Source organism: Cupriavidus sp. SZY C1 (assembly GCF_032190535.1).
Classification (GTDB): Bacteria; Pseudomonadota; Gammaproteobacteria; order Burkholderiales; family Burkholderiaceae; genus Cupriavidus; species Cupriavidus pauculus_C.
On sequence record NZ_JAUANU010000017.1, the window covers coordinates 32,836 to 53,149 of the forward strand.

General features: G+C 65.5%; 16 protein-coding genes. 8 read left to right on the forward strand and 8 right to left on the reverse strand.

Annotated elements, in window-relative coordinates; genetic code table 11:
- Window positions 1–77: 77 nt before the first annotated feature.
- Both QTN24_RS22125 and QTN24_RS22130 read right to left on the reverse strand, forming a co-directional pair.
- The gene (locus QTN24_RS22125) at window positions 78–716 is read right to left on the reverse strand and encodes a CoA transferase subunit B (RefSeq protein WP_313839842.1); all 639 of its coding nucleotides are present in this window, start codon (window positions 714–716) and stop codon (window positions 78–80) included.
- Between the two features lie 11 nt (window positions 717–727).
- Entirely contained in the window at window positions 728–1,426 is a 699-nt protein-coding gene (locus QTN24_RS22130) for a CoA transferase subunit A (protein WP_124684532.1), read from the reverse strand.
- Between the two features lie 157 nt (window positions 1,427–1,583).
- Between QTN24_RS22130 and QTN24_RS22135 the strand changes: the two genes are divergently transcribed.
- From QTN24_RS22135 to QTN24_RS22165, 7 genes are all read left to right on the forward strand, one after another.
- A complete protein-coding gene (locus QTN24_RS22135; protein ID WP_124684533.1) occupies window positions 1,584–2,129 on the forward strand; it encodes a PAS and helix-turn-helix domain-containing protein in 546 nt (181 codons plus the stop codon).
- 249 nt (window positions 2,130–2,378) lie between these two features.
- Window positions 2,379–4,856: a type VI secretion system tip protein VgrG gene (locus QTN24_RS22140; protein WP_313839848.1), complete on the forward strand. Its 2,478-nt coding sequence runs from the start codon at window positions 2,379–2,381 to the stop codon at window positions 4,854–4,856.
- A 29-nt stretch (window positions 4,857–4,885) separates the two neighbouring features.
- Window positions 4,886–6,673 (forward strand): hypothetical protein, encoded by a 1,788-nt coding sequence (locus QTN24_RS22145; protein WP_313839849.1) that lies wholly within the window; start codon window positions 4,886–4,888, stop codon window positions 6,671–6,673.
- On the forward strand, window positions 6,670–7,569 hold the full coding sequence (locus QTN24_RS22150) for a T6SS immunity protein Tli4 family protein (protein ID WP_313839850.1): 900 nt from the start codon (window positions 6,670–6,672) through the stop codon (window positions 7,567–7,569). The genes QTN24_RS22145 and QTN24_RS22150 overlap by 4 nt, the downstream gene beginning before the upstream one ends.
- Before the next feature lie 194 nt (window positions 7,570–7,763).
- A complete protein-coding gene (locus QTN24_RS22155) occupies window positions 7,764–7,937 on the forward strand; it encodes a hypothetical protein (protein ID WP_313839851.1) in 174 nt (57 codons plus the stop codon).
- 82 nt (window positions 7,938–8,019) lie between these two features.
- Window positions 8,020–9,213, forward strand: a complete 1,194-nt coding sequence (locus QTN24_RS22160) for a hypothetical protein (protein WP_313839852.1) — start codon at window positions 8,020–8,022, stop codon at window positions 9,211–9,213.
- Between the two features lie 8 nt (window positions 9,214–9,221).
- Complete coding sequence (locus tag QTN24_RS22165; protein ID WP_313839854.1) at window positions 9,222–12,704, forward strand: ImcF-related family protein; 3,483 nt, start codon at window positions 9,222–9,224, stop codon at window positions 12,702–12,704.
- Between the two features lie 14 nt (window positions 12,705–12,718).
- On the opposite strand, the gene QTN24_RS22170 is transcribed toward QTN24_RS22165, so the two are convergent.
- From QTN24_RS22170 to QTN24_RS22190, 5 genes are all read right to left on the reverse strand, one after another.
- Window positions 12,719–13,120, reverse strand: coding sequence for an acyl-CoA thioesterase (locus QTN24_RS22170; RefSeq protein ID WP_313839856.1), 402 nt, complete (start codon window positions 13,118–13,120; stop codon window positions 12,719–12,721).
- Window positions 13,121–13,127: 7 nt separating this feature from the next.
- Window positions 13,128–14,156 carry a DctP family TRAP transporter solute-binding subunit gene (locus QTN24_RS22175; RefSeq protein WP_313839858.1) on the reverse strand — a complete coding sequence of 343 codons (1,029 nt, stop codon included), beginning with the start codon at window positions 14,154–14,156 and terminating at the stop codon, window positions 13,128–13,130.
- Between the two features lie 34 nt (window positions 14,157–14,190).
- On the reverse strand, window positions 14,191–15,495 hold the full coding sequence (locus tag QTN24_RS22180; RefSeq protein WP_172966065.1) for a TRAP transporter large permease: 1,305 nt from the start codon (window positions 15,493–15,495) through the stop codon (window positions 14,191–14,193).
- Window positions 15,492–16,091: a TRAP transporter small permease gene (locus QTN24_RS22185; protein ID WP_313839861.1), complete on the reverse strand. Its 600-nt coding sequence runs from the start codon at window positions 16,089–16,091 to the stop codon at window positions 15,492–15,494. The genes QTN24_RS22180 and QTN24_RS22185 overlap by 4 nt, the downstream gene beginning before the upstream one ends.
- 110 nt (window positions 16,092–16,201) lie before the next feature.
- The gene (locus QTN24_RS22190) at window positions 16,202–16,987 is read right to left on the reverse strand and encodes an SDR family oxidoreductase (RefSeq protein WP_124684539.1); all 786 of its coding nucleotides are present in this window, start codon (window positions 16,985–16,987) and stop codon (window positions 16,202–16,204) included.
- 437 nt (window positions 16,988–17,424) lie between these two features.
- On the opposite strand from QTN24_RS22190, the gene QTN24_RS22195 reads away from it, so the two are divergent.
- Window positions 17,425–19,104 (forward strand): electron transfer flavoprotein-ubiquinone oxidoreductase, encoded by a 1,680-nt coding sequence (locus QTN24_RS22195; protein WP_124684540.1) that lies wholly within the window; start codon window positions 17,425–17,427, stop codon window positions 19,102–19,104.
- A gap of 126 nt (window positions 19,105–19,230) precedes the next feature.
- Here the strand turns inward: QTN24_RS22195 and QTN24_RS22200 are convergent, their stop codons facing one another.
- On the reverse strand, window positions 19,231–20,172 hold the full coding sequence (locus QTN24_RS22200; RefSeq protein ID WP_313839864.1) for a flagellar brake protein: 942 nt from the start codon (window positions 20,170–20,172) through the stop codon (window positions 19,231–19,233).
- Between the last annotated feature and the right edge of the window lie 142 nt (window positions 20,173–20,314).

Here is a 20,314-nt window from a genome sequence, read left to right on the forward strand (position 1 = left end):
GGTGAGCCTTGTTGCCCTACCCTCCGGCCCTCTCCCGGGCGGGAGCGGCATACCGGAGGGATGCAGGCAGGCACCGCCTAGATCAGCTCGGCCTCGGTCTTCGCCTGGACTTCCTCGCGCGTCACGCCCGGCGCCGTTTCCACCAGCTTGAGCCCCTGCGGCGTGATGTCGATCACGGCAAGGTCGGTGATGATGCGGTTCACCACGCCCACGCCGGTCAGCGGCAGATTGCATTCCTTCAGGATCTTCAGGTCCTCGGTGCCGTCCTTCTTCTTGGCGGTGTGTTCCATCAGCACCACCACGCGGCCCACGCCTGCCACCAGGTCCATCGCGCCGCCCATGCCCTTGACCATCTTGCCCGGGATCATCCAGTTGGCCAGGTCGCCGCGCTGGTTCACCTGCATGGCGCCCAGGATGGCCAGGTTGATCTTGCCGCCGCGGATCATCGCAAACGAGTCCGCCGACGAGAAGATCGACGAGCCCGGCAGCGTCGTCACCGTCTGCTTGCCGGCATTGATCATGTCGGCGTCCACTTCTTCCTCGGTCGGGAACGGGCCGATGCCGAGCAGGCCGTTTTCCGACTGCAGCCAGACCTCCATGCCCTGCGGCACGTGGTTGGCGACGAGCGTCGGCAGGCCGATGCCCAGGTTCACATAGAAGCCGTCCTGCAGCTCGGCGGCCGCGCGGGCGGCCATTTCGTCACGTGTCCATGCCATGATCTGTCTCCTTACTTGGCACGCACGGTGCGCTGTTCGATGCGTTTTTCGGGGCTCTTGTTCAGCACGATGCGGTGCACGAAGATGCCGGGCAGGTGCACGTCGTCCGGGTCGATCTCGCCGGTCTCGACAATCTCTTCCACCTCGGCCACCGTGATCTTGCCGGACATCGCGCAGACCGGGTTGAAGTTGCGCGCGGTGCGACGGAACACCAGGTTGCCGGCCTTGTCGGCCTTCTGGGCCTTGACGATGGCCACGTCGGACACCAGCGAGCGCTCCATCACATAGGTCTCGCCGTCGAATTCGTGCGTTTCCTTGCCTTCGGCGACGATCGTGCCGACCCCGGTCTTGGTGTAGAACGCCGGGATGCCCGACCCGCCGGCACGCAGCTTCTCGGCCAGCGTGCCCTGCGGCGTGAATTCCAGCTCCAGTTCGCCGGCCAGGTACTGGCGCTCGAACTCCTTGTTCTCGCCCACGTACGACGAAATCATCTTGCGGATCTGGCGCGTGGCCAGAAGCTGGCCCAGGCCGAAGCCGTCGACGCCGGCGTTGTTGGAGATGCAGGTAAGCTGCTTGACGCCGCTGTCGCGCAGGGCGGCGATCAGCGCTTCGGGGATGCCGCACAGGCCGAAACCGCCCACGGCGATCGTCTGGCCGTCGCGGACGACGCCCGCAAGCGCCTCCGCGGCGCTGGCGTAGACCTTGTTCATGTTCGCTCCTTCCTCGGTAGTCCCGCTCGACTGCGGCCGGTTGGCCACACGCGGAAATTGTAACGGTACAATCGGCGGTCAGGCGCCGCCGTTGACGCCCCAAAGGATACGTCAACGGATACCGCCAACGCCATTACGTAAAAGTACATAAGGGATAATGCCGGCCATCGACTACCAGACCGCCTTCCAACTCGCCCCGGTCGGCCTGGTGCTGTCACGCGCCCGCGTGATCGAGGACTGCAACGACGAAGTCTGCCGGATCTTCGGCACCACGCGCGAGGCGCTGGTCGGGCAGTCGTTCCAGGTGCTCTACCCCACCGCCGACGAGTTCGAGCGCACCGGCGCCCGGATCGTGCCGGTGATGAACACCAAAGGGCTCTATTCAGACGAGCGGATCATGAAACGCGCCGGCGGCGAGCTGTTCTGGTGCCACGTCACCGGCCGCGCCCTGGACCGCAAGGACCCGCTCGGCGCCGGCATCTGGACCTTCGAAGACCTGTCGCAGAAACGCCCGGTCACCGCCGAACTGACCGCCCGCGAGCGCGACATCGCCGCCCAGCTCGTGGAAGGCAAGACCAGCAAGCAGATCGGCAAACTGCTGTCGATCAGCCCGCGCACCGTGGATATCTATCGGGCACGGCTGATGAAGAAATACGGCGCGCATACATCCGTGGACCTCGTGCAGCGGCTGGTGAACCACTGAGGGTGCCCAAGTGCACCACGGATTACGTGGCGCTGTCGGGGGCGTCGGGCAGCCGCTGTGCCCTCTTCCTGTGCGCTGTTTTCCTGCCGCAACCCCACCGCCGCCTGCCCAATGATTGAAGTCAAGCGGCGTTTATTCTGGCCCACGAAGCGATTCAAAACCGCGTAACGTCCCGCTCCGAGCGATTGATGCATCTTCAGTGACGGATCGCACAGCGATGTCGATCCCACGGGAAACGGAGCAAGGACGATGGCTGGTGTGGTCGATGGACTGAAGGCGTTGGGCGAAGGGCTGCGGCGGGCGACTGCCCATCAGTCGTACTTTCTTGAAGTGCTCGGCGCACCGAGCGCCGTGGCGCTGTCGGTGGTCTCCTTCGACGCGGTCGAGCGGCTGGGCGAGCCCTACACGGTGACGGTCCGCGTCACCCACCCCCTGCCGCTGGATCGCCACGAGTACCTGCGCAAGGACGCCACCTTCTCGATCGATCCCGGCGATGGCTCGCCGCCGCGCCAGTTTTCCGGCTGCATCTTCCGCTTCTCCAGAACCCGCCAGACCCGCGACTTCCACGCCTACGAGCTGGAAGTCCGCCCGAAGGTGGCGCTGCTGACGCTGACCAAGGCAAGCCGCGTCTACCAGCACCAGACCGCACCGCAGATCATCGAGTCGATCCTGCGCCGGCACGGGCTCGAAGGCAGCCAGTTCGCGTTCCGCACCCGGCGCGCCTATCCCGAGCACAAATTCCGACTTCAGTATCAGATGTCCGACTGGGACTACATCCGGCTGCTGATGGAGCAGGAGGGGCTGTACAGCTACTTCGTGCCCGGCAAGTTCGGATCCCACTTCGGCGACGTGTTCCAGGTTTGCGACGACATCGACCACTACCTCTACCAGCCCGCCCTGCGCGTGCCGTACCGGGAAACGGCCGGCCTTGAGGCGGGGATCGAGACCGTCTTCGATATCCAGACGCACGTGCGGACTGTGCCCGAATCGATCCGGGTGGCCGACTACAACCCGGAAAGCGCCTACGAACGCCTTGCTGCCGAGGCCAATGTCGCCCGCAAGGAGAAGGCCAACTACGGCCAGTCCTACCTCTACGGCACCCACCACCTGGATGCGGCTAGCGCCACTTGGGAGGCGCAACTCCGGCACGAGGCGGCGCTGGCCGGGCAGATCGTCTACACGGGGCAGAGCAATGTCATCGGACTGTGTCCGGCACGGATCCTGCGGCTGGACATGGCGCTCGACGACGCGCCGAACGGGCAGGTCATCACCGAGGTCGTCCATTCCGGGGCGCGCGACGAGGCCTATCGCAATACCTTCCAGGCGATTCCGTCGGACCGGCGCTTCCGCCTGCCGATCGACGAAAGCCAATGGCCGCGGATCGCCGGCACGCTGAGCGGCCGCGTGACTTCCCCGGGGGACTACCAATACGCCTACCTGACGCAGCAGGGCCTGTACGTGGTGCGCCTGGACCTGGACTTCGACGACTGGCCCAAAGGCAGCGAAAGCGTGCCGCTGCGGCTGGCCAAGCCCTTCGCGGGCGCGCGGCAGACCGGCTTCCACTTCCCGCTGATCGACGGCACCGAGGTCGCGGTGGCGTTCCGGGACGGCGATCCGAACAAGCCGTATATCGCGCACGCCCACCACCACAGCGAGCACGAGGACCTGATCACGAACCAGGACCGCTGGCTGTCGCGCAACGTCATCCGGACGCAGAGCAACAACAAGCTGCGATTCGAGGACTGGGAGGGCGAGGAAGGCGTCAAGCTGTCGACCGATTACGGCGGCAAGAGCCAGTTGAATTTGGGCTATCTGGTCGACGGACAGAGGAAGAAGCGCGGGGAAGGGTTCGAGCTGCGGACGTCGGGGTGGGGGGCGATCCGCGGTGGGAGGGGGGTGTTTATTTCTGCCGATGACCAGCCTGGGGCTGGGGGGCAGCAGCTCGACATGCAGGCGGCGCGCGGCCTGCTGGAGCTCGCCTTGCAGCAAGTCGAGGCATTGGCGTCTGCCGCCAAGTCCGCCGAGGCGGTTGCCGCCGATTACGCCCGGCAGCAGTCATTGCTCAACGACACGCTGCTCCAGCTCAAGCGAGCCGGCATGCTGTTGAGCGCGCCGGCCGGGATGGCGCTGGCCTCGGGCTCCGATCTCCAATTGAGCGCAGCCGATAACCTGATCGCCACGTCACAAGGCCATACCGATTTCAGCGCCCTCAAGCGATTCACCGTTGCCGCAGGCGAACTGGTGTCCGTGTTCGCCCAGAAGCTCGGAATCAGACTGTTTGCCGCGCGGGGAGCGGTCGATATCCAGGCCCAGAGCGATGCAATCCGCGTGCTGGCCGACCAGAACGTCACCGTCAGCAGTGCGAAGGGGCGCGTCGTTATTGAGGCCAAGGAAGAGCTACTGCTGAAGTGCGGCGGATCGTATCTCCGCATGTCATCGACCGGCATCGAGGACGGGACCCGCGGGGACAGAAACTTTAAGGCGGCGTCGCACGACTTCGAAGGGCCGAGTTCCCTGGCGCAGGAGATGAATAGGCGGAAGCACACGACCTTCAATGACGCCTATGTCGTACGCAACCCTTCGACCGGACAGCCGCTTCCGGACGCTCGCGTCGAGGTGGTAAGAGGCGATGGCACCCGCCTGAGTATGACCACGGATTCCCGGGGAAAGCTGCCTCTTCAGCAAAGCTTGTTTGTTGAAGGATTTCAAATCCGGATACTCGACTAACGCCTAACCACTCTTTTCCGTCACGAACCATGCCGAGCCATAGTGTTGTCCTCTGCAGAAGCGTCGTCGATGCCGACGGTGATCAATATATTCCTACCACACTGACACCCACCGAGGATGACCGAGAGAAAGTCGTTCTTGCCAAGCCGTATGTCATTCCAATTGTCTTCCTGCCAGGGATCATGGGTACAAACCTGCGGAAGAAGAAAGGCAAGGAGAGCGTATGGCGCCCACCCAATCTAGATCTGCGCGGCGCTCCCGATCTCATTTGGCAAATTTTCGTCTTCGTGTTCAAAAACACGAAAGAGCGTGCTGCCGATCTTAAGACGACCACGGTAGAAGTCGATCCTAGCGGACCGATAGACGTTGGGCGGAGCGGCCTACCACGGAAAGTACTCGCCGCGCGTGGTTGGGGTGCGCTAATGCGTTCCTGCTACCAGTCGTTCATGGGACAACTGCAGCACCTGCTGAACACTCTCGCAGAGTACGACTTTGAACGTGAGGAGGCCATGCTGAAGGGCTGGGCGGAGAAACACGGGATGGAGCCGCCGACTGAATGGGGCGCTGGAAGTGGTGAGGCGCTGACCCGAGAAGAGATTCTGCATGCTGCCAATTATCAGTTTGACGTATGGGCTGGGGGCTACAACTGGCTAGAGAGCAACAACGACTCCGGCGCGGCCATCAAGAACCTGATCGAAAACACGATCCTCCCTTATTACAACACCGGCAAAACGGTTACTGTCAGCGACACGCCAGACGGAGAAGGGAATCCGCAATGCAGCATCAATCGACGTAAGCCCTACCGCCCGATGGCGGAGAAGGTCATCGTCGTCACCCACTCAATGGGCGGCTTGGTCAGTCGTGCTCTAACGGAGATCCACAAGTGCGACAAGATACTCGGCGTATCTCATGGCGTGCAACCTGCGACCGGAGCACCTGCAACATACAAGCGCATGCGTTCGGGCTTCGAAAGTGTGGAACAACTGTTCCTAGGACGCCACGCGGCTGATGTGGTAGCCATCCTATCCCAAGCGCCGGGCGGTCTCGAGTTGCTGCCAACGGCCGACTACAACGATGGAAAACCCTGGCTCCGCGTGCGAGACAAAAGAACTGGTGCCGACGTCATGCCGCCCCTTCCCGCCGGTGGCGATCCGTATAGTGAGATCTATAATTCGCCAGAATGGTACGGGTTGGTGCCGGATAGCAATCTGCAGCTGCTAAATCCGGCCGGCGAAAGCTCAGACGCGGCCTCCAATAGCGTCAGCACGTCCAAGCGCAAGTCGACACGCTCCGTAGTGAATATCGCAATCGACGGCGTCCGTGTCTTCCACCGCGCAATCGAGGGACGGTACTGGGATCCCACCTACGTCCACTACGGAGCCCAAGGGATGCGTGACCGCCATGGCCCATCTGATGGCCTCTTCGGCACGGGCTTAGCGGCTGACCAACATCGTAACAGTTGGGGCGAAATTGCATGGGAAGGCAACGACCTTGCATCAATTAGCCCACACAAGTTCGTCATCGTCAGCGATGACCGCAACGGCACACTTCGCACATCCAACGGATTTCGCCTGACTATCGGAAAACCGGACTGCCCGGGCGACGGAACGGTACCAATGTATTCCGGCGCAGCGCCCGGCACCGCGGATATAGCCATGATCTTCGCACACGGTCAGGGGAACCCCGGGGGACAGAACACGGCGTTCGGCTATGACCATCAAGCAAGCTATGGGGATGTCCGATCCCTTTACGCGACCATGTATGCAATCATCAGAATCGCCAGACTCGCAAACTGGCACAAAAAGGAATCAGCATGACAAGTCCACGGGTAACTCGCGCCATTGGCCGCCATCTTGTCGATCTGCCGCCGGGCGCCGAGACGCTGGAAACTTACAGTTTCAACGAGGTGCCGATCGAACTTCGGCCAGACGTTCAAACGCTTGAGCATTTTCAGCAAATGGTCGCGAAGCGGGAGCGCTACCTGCGAGAGTCCGTCCATGAAAAGCGAGGGGCCATGTTTGTCCGACGCGCCACTCACAAGAACGGAGCCGTTTCACTCGTTTCCTGGGCAAAGCCTTACTCGGAAGCGATGTACCACATGGAAACGTATTTCCGTATCGGGTCAGGAGCCATCGCCTACGCGGGAGATGTATCGCCAGATCTTGTCGATTCGTCTCTTGGCGTGTGCGAGGACATGTCTGGAAAATGGCGAGATGTCCAATCCCCTGAGATCCCTTCCGGGATTGGTTTCGTAGCGGGTGATTGCATGTTCGTCGACAAGACAATGAATCTCGAAAGCTGGGATATGCAGATTCATTTGGCTGGCAAGCCTGACGTTTCATTTCGCCTGACGTCGTACGCCCAGTACAGAGTCGAAGATAGCTTGCGCGACCGCGCTGGCGGCATTCTCGCCGGTTTGCTAGGCGCGGCCACCGGTGTCAGCCAACTGCGGAACCGCAGACGCCCCGTCGGCCCCATCGAAGCCGATGAGATTCTCATTGCCGGTACGCAGGACGGCAAACGGACCTATGGATTCAAATGGGAGGCGCCGGGAAAGGCTGCATCACTAGCCGAGCCGAACCTCAACGTCTCCATGCGGGTCGGGCAAAGCGCCTATCCCACCAACAACGAGTCCTTTGCCGATGACGACGAAGCGTTGGCAATCTGGGACGCCGTAGTCGAATCCATTCGCCTTCGCCCTGGCGCCGCGTGACGGACCTCCGGCTCCGTCCTCGTCCCCGAAGAGGCATCCCTACGCCCCCTTGCGTCAGGGGGAATTTTTTGTCGTCAGATTGCGCATAGACAAAACAGTACTGCCTCCCACCACGTAGGGTATTGCCTCATCGGCGCCGCTACCGCAGACGGTAGTCGTCGCCCTCGCATCCCATTCTGCTCTCCGGAGGCACCATGAATACTATGTCGCGTCGATGCATTCTCCAGGCTTTCGGCTTTGTGCCGGTGGCCTTGCTGACTTCCGGCCTGTCCTTCGCGAAGCCGCGCCCTCCTTCGGTTGGCGCGGTCATGCGCTATCTCTGCGACGAGGTCTTTCCCTCTCCTCACCAGATCGCCACGCCGCTGTAGCAAGGGGCGCGGTGTGGCGGTCGACTTCACGCTTCTCCCTGAGGAAACTCCTGCCTACAATCGCGCGCCCTCTCGGCGGAGCGTGATCGTCGTCTTCCTCGTGATGGTGCTTGCGGGCGCGACAGCCCTGCTGGTGCTGTGGCCCGCGCAACAGTCGACGCAGACCTGGAAGTTCTGGGTCAGCCTGGCGCTGTTTCCTATCGGCATTCCGGCCGTGCTGGTCATGCGTTGGCAGAGTCTCCATGCTGGCCGGAGACTCGACACCGAGGTGCACAACGACCTCGTCCGCCAGTACAGGGAGCGTGTCAATGGCGTGGCGGCTCGTCCCCTGGCCCTGCTTGGCGCCGCATACCGGTTCTCGTCGGATCCTGAAGAGAATGCTGTCGAAAGCCTTCGGACGGGGCGTATCAGGCTAGTCACGCGGCAGCCGGTTGCCAGCGCCGGGGACCCCGTCAAGGCACGTTGGCTTAGCCTGCCCGATGTCGAGTCCGTGCCGGGCGATCAAACCGCGGATTGCGGCCGTCAGCAGGCGGTGACGCGGTGGCTATACGAGGCGCTTATCGACGAGATGACCGAGCGTATCCGCCTTATCCCTGCGAAAGTCGATCTTGTGGTCCATCTTTGCGCGGCGGGCGAACTTGGTCACCAGGCGTGCGCCGACCTATGGACAACATGCTGGCAGCAGCGCCGGCTCCGTGCGATGCACTGTGCAGCGGAGGACGCAAGCTGTGATCTGGCGACGCTCGACGGGTGGCTAGATCAGATTGCAGGTGGCAACGCACGAGAAGCCAGGTTGATTGTCGCTACGCGCCTGCATCTTCTGTTGAGCGAATCGCCGCCGGCTGGGTCTGCGGAAGCTGGCGCCGCGGTCCTGCTCATGCCCGTCGAGTTGGCCCAGAATCATCAGTTGCGATACAACGCTACCGTCCACCGTCCTGTCCGAAGCCTGCCCGCTGCTGCAAAAGACAACCTGTCGCACGCCCTGAGATGGGGAGGCGTCGCGCCCGCCGACGTCTCGCAAGCGTGGCAGACGGGAATGAACGCGGCGCAAACCGGTGTGTTTCGGGTAGCCGCTAGCCAACTCGATCTCCCCCTGCTCCCCGCCGATCTGGACACGACGGTCGGCCATGCCGGCTCGGCGGCGCCATGGCTGGCGATTGCCCTCGCCGCAAACGCACTGGTCGGCAAGGACCAGAACCAGTTGGTTCTGGCTGGCAGTGGCGAAAACGTCGATATCGCAGTCGTCCGGCGCACGCCGCACGGCGTAACTTCCTGAGCCGCCCGATGAGAAAGCTGCAGTTCGACCTTGCCTCCATTCTCGTCCTGGCGCTGATTGTCGCAGGCGGCATCTGGATGTGGGGCGGTCGAATTGGCATTGAGACGCCAGAGGAACAAGGTTACTGGCTGTCGGTCATCGCGGTCTGTGCTCTTGTGCTCGCGTTGGTGGCTTCGCTCGATCGCATTGGCCGCTGGTGGTATGCCGTCCACACGCTGACCAAATGGTTGCGTCAGCGTCGCCCCGACATGCGTGGCACGACCCAGGCCATGGTTTCGGTGGTGGAAGACCAGCCCAGGAAAAGCCCCACCGCACTCGCGTCGCTCCGCGCCGAGCTGCGCGCGATGCACGGCCGGCGGTGGCGCTGGCGACAGCCGTGGGTCCTGTTAACAGGCGATGCGGCGGCGATCGGCGCACTGGTCCCAGAACTGCCAGAGCGCGGGTGGATAGCCTCGGCCGACGGCGTCTTGCTCTGGTCCAGTGGCAGTGAGCCGGGCCGTCCTGATACCGCCTGGCTCAAGCAACTCTATCGGATGCGACGCAGGCGCCCGGTGGACGCGATAGTGGTGGTGACAGATGGTCATGCCCCCATCAACGAAGCCACCCGTTCCCACCGTGCCGATTTGGCCCGTATCAGGGAGGTACTGCGCTGGTCGGCCCCGACCTTGGTGTTGGAAGTGGACACACCCAGTGCCGCCATGGTGGCATGCCCGACGGTGGCTTGCGCCCTGCCGCGCCACGCGCTGCCCGGTGAAATCTCGGCGACGCTCGAAATCCTGCGGGACCGATTGTCTGACCAAAGCGTGGCACAACTGCCTCAGGATGGACTGGGACAGTACTCGGGGAAGCTGTCCCAACGGCTCGATGGGCGCATCAGTGCTTTGTCGGAATGGCTCGCCAAGCTGGCGGGCGGCAACGGGATGCGATCATCGTTGCTCGGTGTGGCCTTTGTGCCCGCGACCGGCGACGCTGGCGACTCGGTCCACAATGGCGGGCTCTGGCAATACCTCACCGATGCAGCACGCCGCCACCCCGGCCGCCGGACGGTCTGGCATCCGCTGACGATTGCCGCCGGCGTGACCACGGCAGCCGTCGTGCTCTGGACCACCGCCATGCTCCTCTCCGCCGTCCAGAACCACCACGACCTCCGCACCGCCCGCCAGGCAGTGCAAGCCCTCCACGCCGCGAGAACCAACCCTGACACCCGCCTCCAGGCCCTCGACACCCTCCAGCAACAAATCCAGCGCTACGAACACCGCCTGCAGAACTCGGCCCCTCTGTTCACCCGTTTCGGCATGAACCGCGACGCCGAGGCGCTGACCGCGCTCTGGAAACCCTACGCGGCCGCCAGCCATGCCGTGCTGGTCACGCCCTTGGTGCAGGACATGGAGGCGACGCTGGTCGACTTGTCGCAGTTGCAGGTCCAGGGGCTGACCGATGAAACCAGCCGCTGGGCGCTCGATGGCCGGGATACCCTGAAGGCCTACCTGATGCTGGCCCATCCCGAGCGGGTCGAGCCCGACTTCCTCGCCCAGCAGCTTGCCCGGCACTGGTCCACCGACGCCCGGATCACGCCGGGCCGGAAGCAGGATCTGGCCGAGCGCTTGGCCCGGTTCTATGCCGATCACCTGCGGGCCCATCCCGACTGGCGGGTCACGCCCCGCGCGGAACTGGTGGCTGGGGCGCGCCAAACGCTGCTGGCGGTAATCGGCGAGCGCAACGCGGTGGATACGATCTATCAGACGATTCTCGAAGGCGCCGGGCGCAAGTATCCCGACCTGACCCTGGCCGCGCTCGCCGCGGGCACCGATACCCGGGGCCTCGTGCGTGCCACCGCCGCCGTGCCGGGCGTCTTCACGCGGCAGGGCTACGAGGGCTACGTCGAGGCGGCGATCGAGAAAGCCACCCGCAGCCAGGACGTCGCCCACGACTGGGTGCTGACCGACGGTCAGGCGGAGGCCGCGCCATCGTCGCCCCAACCGTCAACTTCGGCCGATGCCTTGCGCGACGCCCTCGCGCAGCGCTACTTCGCCGACTATGCCGAGCATTGGCAGCAGTTCATGAACGGGTTGCAGTGGGAGCCGGCCACCACGCTGCCGGGCGTGGTCGACCAGCTCAAGCTGCTGGCCGACGCGCGCCAGTCGCCGGTGATCGCGCTGATGAAGTCGCTCGCGTACCAGGGCGGCGCCGGGGCCCGCAAGGATTCGCTATCGGACACGCTGGTCGCCAAGGCTCAGGGCATCCTGGGCCGCAAGGACGAGGCGCCGGAAGCCGTCCGGCCTGACCCCGCGGGCCCGCTCGGCGCGGCCTTCGGGCCGGTGCTGCGGCTCGCCGGGCAGCCGTCTGCCGGCAACACCGCCGGCAGCGAATTGAGCCTGCAGCGCTATCTGGACCGTGTCACGGCGGTGCGCTTGCGCCTGCAGCAGATGACCCAGAGCGCCGACGCCAACGCCTTGGCGCGCCAGATGGCGCAGTCGCTGTTCCAGGGCAAGGGGTCCGATCTGGCCGACACGCAGGCGTACGCGCGGCTCATGGCGGCCAGTCTCGGCGCCGAATGGGCCGGCATGGGCGAGACGCTGTTCGTGCGGCCGGTCGTGCAGGCCGAGCAGTCGGTGCTGCAGCCCGCGCAGGCGAGTCTGAACGAGGCGTGGCGCCGCTCGATCGCGCTGCCGTGGCAACGCGCGTTTGCCGGCCGCTATCCGTTCGCGGCGACCGCCAACGACGCCTCGCTGCCCGAGCTGGCCCGCTACATCCGGCCGCAAAGCGGCCTGATCAACACGTTCCTGCTGGCCGAACTGGCCGGTGTGCTGGCGTTGCAGGGCGACCAGTGGGTGCCGGTGGGCAGCGGCACGGGGCTGACGTTCGACCCGGCGTTCCTGAAGTCGATCAACACGCTGCAGCGCATCGGCGCCCATCTGCTGGTGCAGGGCGAACCGAGGTACCAGTTCGAACTGCGGCCGATCCCGACGCCGGGCCTGACCGACACCCGGCTGACCCTGGACCGCCAGACGCTGCACTACTACAACCAGCGCGAGACCTGGCAGGCGATGTCGTGGCCGGTGGCCAACCTGCAGGAACCGCGCACGCTGCTGCAATGGCAGACCGAGCGGGCTGGCACGAACAAGACGCTGGAGATCGAGGGCGTCTGGGCCTGGGTGCGGATGCTGGAACACGCACGCGTGACGCCGATTGACAGCGCCACGGTGCAGTTGACCTTCCACGCGCGACCCGACACCGGCGACTCCAGCCCGGGCATGGCAAAGCCCAGCCCGGAGCCCCCCGACAGCGCCGCCAGCCTGCTCCCGCGCGCCGAGCGCGTCGCCGCGCCGGCCACGCTCGTCCATCCGATCCACTACCAAATGCGCACGGCCGTCGGCCGGGGCCCGCTGGAGGCGCTGGAACTGCGCGACCTGCGCCTGCCGGAGCGGATCTTTGTGGATCGGGCGGCGGTGCCAGCGCAATCCCCGGCCGCCCGTCCCAAACCCATGTAGGGCAACCTCCCGCCCTACCCCTCGATCAGATGCCGGATCGTCTCCGGCACCGGCACGCTCTTCTCCACCGCGTAGTCGCACCACACCACCTTTGCGCCGCCCTCTGCCCAGACCACGTCGGGCAGATCGGTGCGGCGGATCTCGATCTTCGTCTCGAAGCTCGACCGTCCCAGTTGCCCCGCATACACCCGGCACTCGATGTCGCCGGGGTAGCGCAGTTGCTTGAGGAACGTCATGTGGGCGTTGATCAGCACGGGGCCGTGGCCGTTGTCGTCGCGGCCGTTGCGGCCGATGGACTCGAACCATTCGATCCGCGCCTGCTCCAGGTAGCGGAAGTACACGGTGTTGTTGACATGGCCCATGGCGTCCATGTCACCCCACCGGATCGGCATGACGCAGGTGAAGACGTGTTTCATCGGCCGTTCAGCGCTTGGCGATGGATGCTTCGGCCTTGGTCACCAGGTCCGCGCCAATCTGCTTCTTCCACTTGTCGTAGACCTTGGCCGTGGCCTTCTTGAACGCGTCGTGCTCGGCCGGCGACAGCGACGTAACCTTCACGCCATGCTGCTCCATATCCTTCCAGGCCGGCGCGCCCGGATCGACCAGACCCTTGCGGGCCAGCGCGATTTCCTGCTTGCCGGCGTCGATGGCGGCCTGCTTCACGATCTCGCGGTCAGCCGGCGTCCAGCTTTCCCAGATCTGCTTGTTGACGACGAAGATCAGCGGATCGGCCACGTAGCCCCAGGTGGTCACGTACTTCTGGCCCACCGTGTACAGCTTGGCGGCCGCGAACACGCTCTGCGGGTTCTCCTGGCCGTCCACGGCGCCCGACGCCATGGCGGGCTGGGCGTCGGCCCAGCTCATCTGCGTCGGGTTGGCGCCCAGCGCGTTGAACGTCTCGATATAGAGCGGCGATCCCACCACGCGCAGCTTCAGGCCCTTCAGGTCCTCGGGCTTGCGGATCTCGTGCTTGGAATTCGACACCTCGCGGAAGCCGTTCTCGCCCCAGGCCAGCGGCACCACGCCGGCCTTTTCCAGTGTGGCGAAGATCGACTTGCCGACCTCGCCCTGCGTGAGCGCGTCCAGCGCCTTGTAGTCGGGCATCAGGAACGGCAGCGAGAACAGGTTCAGTTCCTTGACCTGCGGCGACCAGTTGATGGTCGAGCCCACGGCCATGTCGATCACGCCCTGGCGGATGGCCGAGAACTCGCGCGTCTGGTCGCCCGCCACCAGCGACGTGCCGGGGTAGAGCTTGATGTTGATGCGGCCATTGGTCCGCTGGCGCACCAGGTCGGCCCAGATCTCGCCGCCCTTGCCCCACGGGAACGCGGGGCCGAGCACCAGCGACATCTTGTATTCGGACTTGTAGGTCTGGGCCGATGCACCCCCCGGCAACAGCGCGGCGGCGGCGATCGAGGCGGCAACGGACAGCATCAGGGCACGGCGTTTCATGCGGGAATCTCCTCGTTTCATCTTGTCGTTCAAATCAGTAGCCCAGGTAGTCGGGCAGCCACGTGGCCAGCGGCGGATAGGCCAGCACCATCAGCATGGCGATGAACATCGCCAGCAGCATCCATATCACCCAGGGCACGGTTTCCTCCATGCGCACGCGGGCGATGCGGCACGAGACCATCAGGTTCACGGCCAGCGGCGGCGTGAACTGGCCCAGCGCCACCTTCAGCGTCAGCACCACGCCGAACCATACCGGGTTCCAGTGGAACGCGTTGGCAATGGGCAGCAGCAGCGGCACGAAGATCAGGAAGATCGAGATGCCGTCCAGGAACATGCCGACGGTCATCAGCAGCAGCACGATCAGCGCCAGCACGCCGTACTCGCCCAGCCCCGAATTGGCGATGGCATGCGCGAGCGGGTCGATCACGCCAAGCGTGGACAGCGCGTAGGCGAAGATGCCGGCCAGCGCCACGACCAGCAGGATCACCGCCGAGGTCTCGGCCGCCTCCTGGAAGATCGTGAACAGGTCGCGCAGGCCGATGCTGCGGTAGATCACCATGCCGACGAACAGCCCGTAGACCACGGCAACCACGGCGGCCTCGGTTGGCGTGAACCAGCCGGCGCGCATGCCGCCCAGGATCAGGAACGGCGCCACCAGCCCCCAGGCCGCCTCGCGCAGGCTCTTCCAGAACGGCGGGCGCGGCAGCGCGGCCTCCACCTGCCCCATGTTGTGCTTGCGCGCCAGCCAGACGGCCGGCACGATCAGCGCCACGCCGGCCAGCACGCCCGGGATCATGCCGGCCGCGAACAGCGCCGGCACCGACGCGCCGGGCACCAGCACGCTGTAGATGATGAACGCCACCGAGGGCGGGATCAGGATGTCGGTGGCCGCCGCGGCGCCCACCACGGCCGCGCTGTACGACCCCGGATAGCCGGCGCGCGACATCGCCGCGATCATCACGCCCCCCACGGCCGCCGCGTTGGCCGGCCCGGAGCCCGAGATGCCGCCGAGGAACATCGCCACCAGGATGGCCACCAGCGGCAGCATGCCCGGCCCGCGCCCCACCACGGCGATGGCAAACGTCACCAGCCGCGCGGCCACGCCGGAGCGGTCGAAGATCGACCCGACCAGCACGAACATCGGAATTGCCAGCAGCGGGTACTTGGCCAGCCCGGCGTAAAAGTTCTGCGGCACGGCCAGCAGGCCGAACATCTGGGTGTCGAGGTTCGACAGGCCGATGGCGACCAGCCCGCCCAGCCCCAGCGACACGCCGATCGGCACGCCCAGCAGCATCAGGCCGATGAAGACGACGAACAGGATGATGGCGACCAGCGTCATTGCGCGCCCTCCCCGCTTTGCTTCAGCGCGTGGAGCGCCTTGAGCGCCCGGACGTTGCGCCAGGCCAGCGCCAGCGCGCGCAGCGCGATCGCCACGGACAGCACCGGCAGCCAGACCGAGTACCACCAGCTCGGCACGCCGATGCCGGGCGAGGTCTCGCCAAAGGTGTATTCGTCCCAGGTAATCCGCGCGCCCAGCACGGCCAGCGCCAGGAACATGACCGCCACGGCCACCGCCGACAGCACGGCCAGCCGCTTCTGCCGCGCCGCGCTGCCGCGTTCGAAGAAGTACTCGATGCGGATGTTGCGGTCGCGCGCCACGGCGGCGCTGCCGGCCACCAGCGCCAGCACGATCATCAGGAAAACCGAGAATTCCTCGGTCCAGGCGAACGATTCGTCGGTGAAGTAGCGGACCACGACGTTGGCAAACGTGATGCCGACCAGCAGCACCATCACGATCACGCCGATCCAGTCCTCGATACGTGGGGAAATGCGGAATTCGCTGTCGCGCGCCTCGTCGGCGGCCTCGGGGATGACCACCGAGTCCACGACGTGCTGCGGCCCGGCGTCGCGCCGTGCCTGTTCTTCTTGAGCCATCTAAACCCGGCCTCCGGTTCCGGGCCGCCCCGCGCCAAGCCGGCGCTGCAGGGGCGTTTCTCCTGTTGCTTGTTCTTGTCGGCCCATCCGCGCCCCCGAAGGGTCAGCGGTCAGACCATGCCATCGTCGGCCGTGACCACCGCGCCGTTGATAAAGCGCGATGCGTCGGACGCCAGCAGCAGCAAGAGGCCATCGAGGTCTTCGGGTTGGCCCAGGCGCTTGCGCGGCAGCATCTGGATCAGCTTCTGCCCCGCGTCGGAATCCCAGTGGTGGTGGTTGATATCGGTGTCGATGTAGCCCGGGCAGATCGCGTTCACGTTGATGCCGTGACGCGCCCATTCCAGCGCCATGGCCTTGGTCATGTGGACGACCGCGGCCTTGCTCATGCAATAGACACCAATCTGCGACAGTACCTTGAGACCGGCCACCGACGCAATATTGACGATGCGCGCCTGTGGCAGCGGGTTGCCCAGTTTCTCGGCGCCCTTGGCCCGCGCGATCATGCGCTTGGCCACTTCCTGGGCCACGAAGAACGCGCCGCGCGTGTTGGTATCGAACACGAAGTCGAAGTCGTCGGCCGTGACGTCGGTCAGCCGCTGCGTGGTGGACACGCCGGAGTTGTTGACCAGGATATCGATGGCGCCGGCCTCGGTCTCGGCATGCGCCACGGCGGCGCGGATACTGTCCGGATCGGTCACGTCCAGCCGCACCACGTGGGCGCTGCCGCCATCGGCCTCGATCGACGCACGCAGTTCCTTCAGCCGCTCCACGCGCCGCGACGCCAGGATGACCTTGGCCCCGGCCGATGCCAGCACATTGGCAAAGCGCGTGCCCAGCCCGCTCGATGCCCCGGTCACCAGCGCGACCTTGCCTTCCAGATTGATCGACAAACCCATAGTTACCTCGGTGTGGAGTCGCCACCGCGCCGCCTGGCGCGGCCTGCTGTTCCGCATCGCGGGCGCCCTGTCAGGCGCCTGCGGCGTCGCGGCCGCAGCCTGGCAAAAAAAAGAACGGTCGTTCAAAAAAATGTCTTGCCTGAGGGTGTCGAGTCCCGGACAATGCCGAAGATTCTAAGAACTTGGTCCCCAAAGGGAAAGAGGAAAAACGCCTAGATCGGCCCGGTCACCCATCCGGATGTCCGATCACCGCGCATGCCGCCATGCCCGCAACCGGGCGCGCCCATGCCGCTCCTCCCGGCCGCCTCGTCCCCCTCTGCCCGGCCCCGGTTCCGCAGAGCCAACGATCACCGCATCCCACGAACCGCAGGTCCGGCACACGGGCTGCACACCATGCGGCAGTATTGCCGCCCAGAAGAAACTGAGGGTTAGAGACAATGGATCAGCAACAGCTCGTCGAGCAGTTCGGCCCGCGCGAAGCCATGGAGTACGACGTCGTCATCGTCGGTGGCGGCCCCGCCGGCCTGGCCACGGCCATCCGCCTAAAGCAGCTGGCTTCGGAGAAAGGCGGCGACGTCAATGTCTGCGTGCTCGAAAAAGGCTCCGAGCCCGGCGCGCACATCCTGTCGGGCGCCATCATGGACCCGATCGCGCTGAACGAGCTGATCCCGAACTGGAAGGAACTGGGCGCGCCGCTGAACCAGCCGGTCACCGAGGACAAGTTCCTGTTCCTCGACGCCAACGGCTCCAAGGGCGCCCCGCTGCTGCCCGAGTGCTTCCACAACGAAGGCAACTACATCGTCAGCCTGTCGAACTTCGTGCGCTGGCTGGGCCAGCAGGCCGAGTCGCTGGGCGTGGAGATCTTCCCGGGCTTCCCGGCCGCCGAGGTGCTCTACAACGACGACGGCTCGGTCAAGGGCGTGGCCACCGGCAACATGGGCATCAACAAGGAAGGCGAGCCCACCGAGAACTTCCAGCTCGGCATGGAGCTGCATGCCAAGTACACGATCTTTGCCGAAGGCGCGCGCGGCCACCTGGGCAAGCAATTGATCGCCCGCTACAAGCTCGACGCCGGCAAGGACCCGCAGAGCTACGGCATCGGCCTGAAGGAACTGTGGGAAATCGACCCGGCCAAGCACCAGCCCGGCCTGGTGGTCCACACGGCCGGCTGGCCGCTGGACCCGGCCACCTACGGCGGCTCGTTCCTCTACCACATGGAGGACAACAAGGTGGCCGTCGGCTTTGTGGTGGGCCTGGACTACACCAACCCGTGGCTGTCGCCGTTCGAGGAATTCCAGCGTTTCAAGACCCATCCGGAAATCCGCCAGTATTTCGAAGGCGGCAAGCGCATCGGCTACGGCGCGCGCGCCATCACGGCCGGCGGCCTGCTGTCGCTGCCGAAGACGGTGTTCCCGGGCGGCGCGCTGGTCGGCTGCGACGCGGGCTACCTGAACGCATCGCGCATCAAGGGCAGCCACGCCGCGATCAAGACCGGCATGCTGGCCGCCGAGGCGGCCTTCGACGCGCTGCAGGCCGGCCGCCAGCACGACGAGCTGACGGCCTACCCGGCCGCCTTCGAGCAGAGCTGGCTGCACAAGGAACTGCTGCAGGCCAAGAACTTCAAGCAATGGTTCAAGAAGGGCCGCACCACGGCCACGCTGATGACCGGCATCGAGCAGTGGCTGCTGCCGAAGCTGGGCATCCGCAACCCGCCCTGGACCATCCACCGCGAGAAGCCGGACCACGTCTACCTGAAGCCGGCTGCCGAGTGCCAGAAGATCGAGTATCCGAAGCCGGACGGCAAGCTGACGTTCGACCGGCTGTCGTCGGTGTTCATCAGCAACACGAACCACGAGGAAAACCAGCCGGCCCACCTGACGCTCAAGGACGCCAGCGTGCCGGTCGACATCAACTGGGAAAAGTACGCCGGCCCCGAGTCGCGCTACTGCCCGGCGGGCGTCTACGAGTTCGTGCAGAACGACGAAGGCAAGGAACGCCTGCAGATCAACGCGCAGAACTGCGTGCACTGCAAGACTTGCGACATCAAGGACCCCACCCAGAACATCGTCTGGGTCACGCCGGAAGGCGGTGGCGGCCCGAACTACGTAGGCATGTAAGCCGCGCGGCGCCCCGCCAAGGGTGCCGCCCGACGACAAGACGCCGGCCCTTGCGCCGGCGTTTTTCTTTGGTGATCCAACGATCCAGCGATCCCGCGATCTGGCGCGCGGGCCAGGCCGGCCGGGCTAGTTGCCCGAGACCGGCATGCAGGTCGACGCCAGCAGTTGCTCGTAGATGAAGCACTGCAGCAGCGTCAGCTCGCGCTCGCCCAGCGCGTCGAATGCCACGCCGAAGGCGGGAAACTCGTCGTCGTCCTGCGCGGGCGCGCTACGCACGGCGCCGTCGACCGTGATCTCGGTGTCGAGCGATCCCGTCCGCAACTGGAAGCGCAGCCGCACACGCTGGCCCACCGCGGGCGCCGGCGACGATGTCTGCACCAGCGCGCCGCCCGTGCTCAGGTCCGACAGCAGCCCCAGCCGCGCCAGCCCTTCGCTCATCCGCGCATCGGGGCAGGCCGCGGCGTCCAGCGCCAGGTCCTGCGCCACCGCTTCGTCGGCGTCCGCGCCCTCCAGGTTCTCGACCAGATAGGCGGCCAGCCGCGTGGGCACCCGCGCCGCGCGCCGCACCGGCATCTGGGCGGTCTGCGCCGGCGCCGACAGCACCAGGTAGCGGAACGGGCTGCGGCAGACGGCCGTGACCGTCGACGTGAAACTGTGGATGGCGTGCCCCGAGAAGCCGCGCAGCAGCAGGTCCTCGCCTGCATTGATCGCCAGCTCGCGGCCGCCCAGCGTGGGCCACGTCACGAACAGGCCATGTTCGATGAAGCCGATCAGCCGGCTGGCCGCGGCGCGCGTGGTGTCGCCGGGCGTCTTGACGTGCAGCAGCGTGCCGACCTGCAGGCCCAGCGGGCCGGCCGCAAGCCGCGACGCCCCATGGGCGTCGGGCTCGTTGCCCGCCTCCGGCATGTCATCGGGCCGGCAGACGGTGCCGTGGCGGAACATCAGCGCCAGGTCGCGCGCATCGGGGATGATGCTGCCGCTGCCCAGCATCAGGTTGCCCTGCCCGTCGAGCAACGACCAGGGCAACGGCTGACCCACGGGCAGGTCCTGCGGAGTCAAAGGGATCATGGCGGATGGGTCTCCATGAAGCGCCGCCCGGCGCGACGGTAATAGTGAACGGGGCTGCACAGGATCGACAGGGTGCGCAACCGGATGGGTCAGCTATCGACAGTTCTGCGTCAACCTTGACCCCTACCGAGGGGGCATCGGC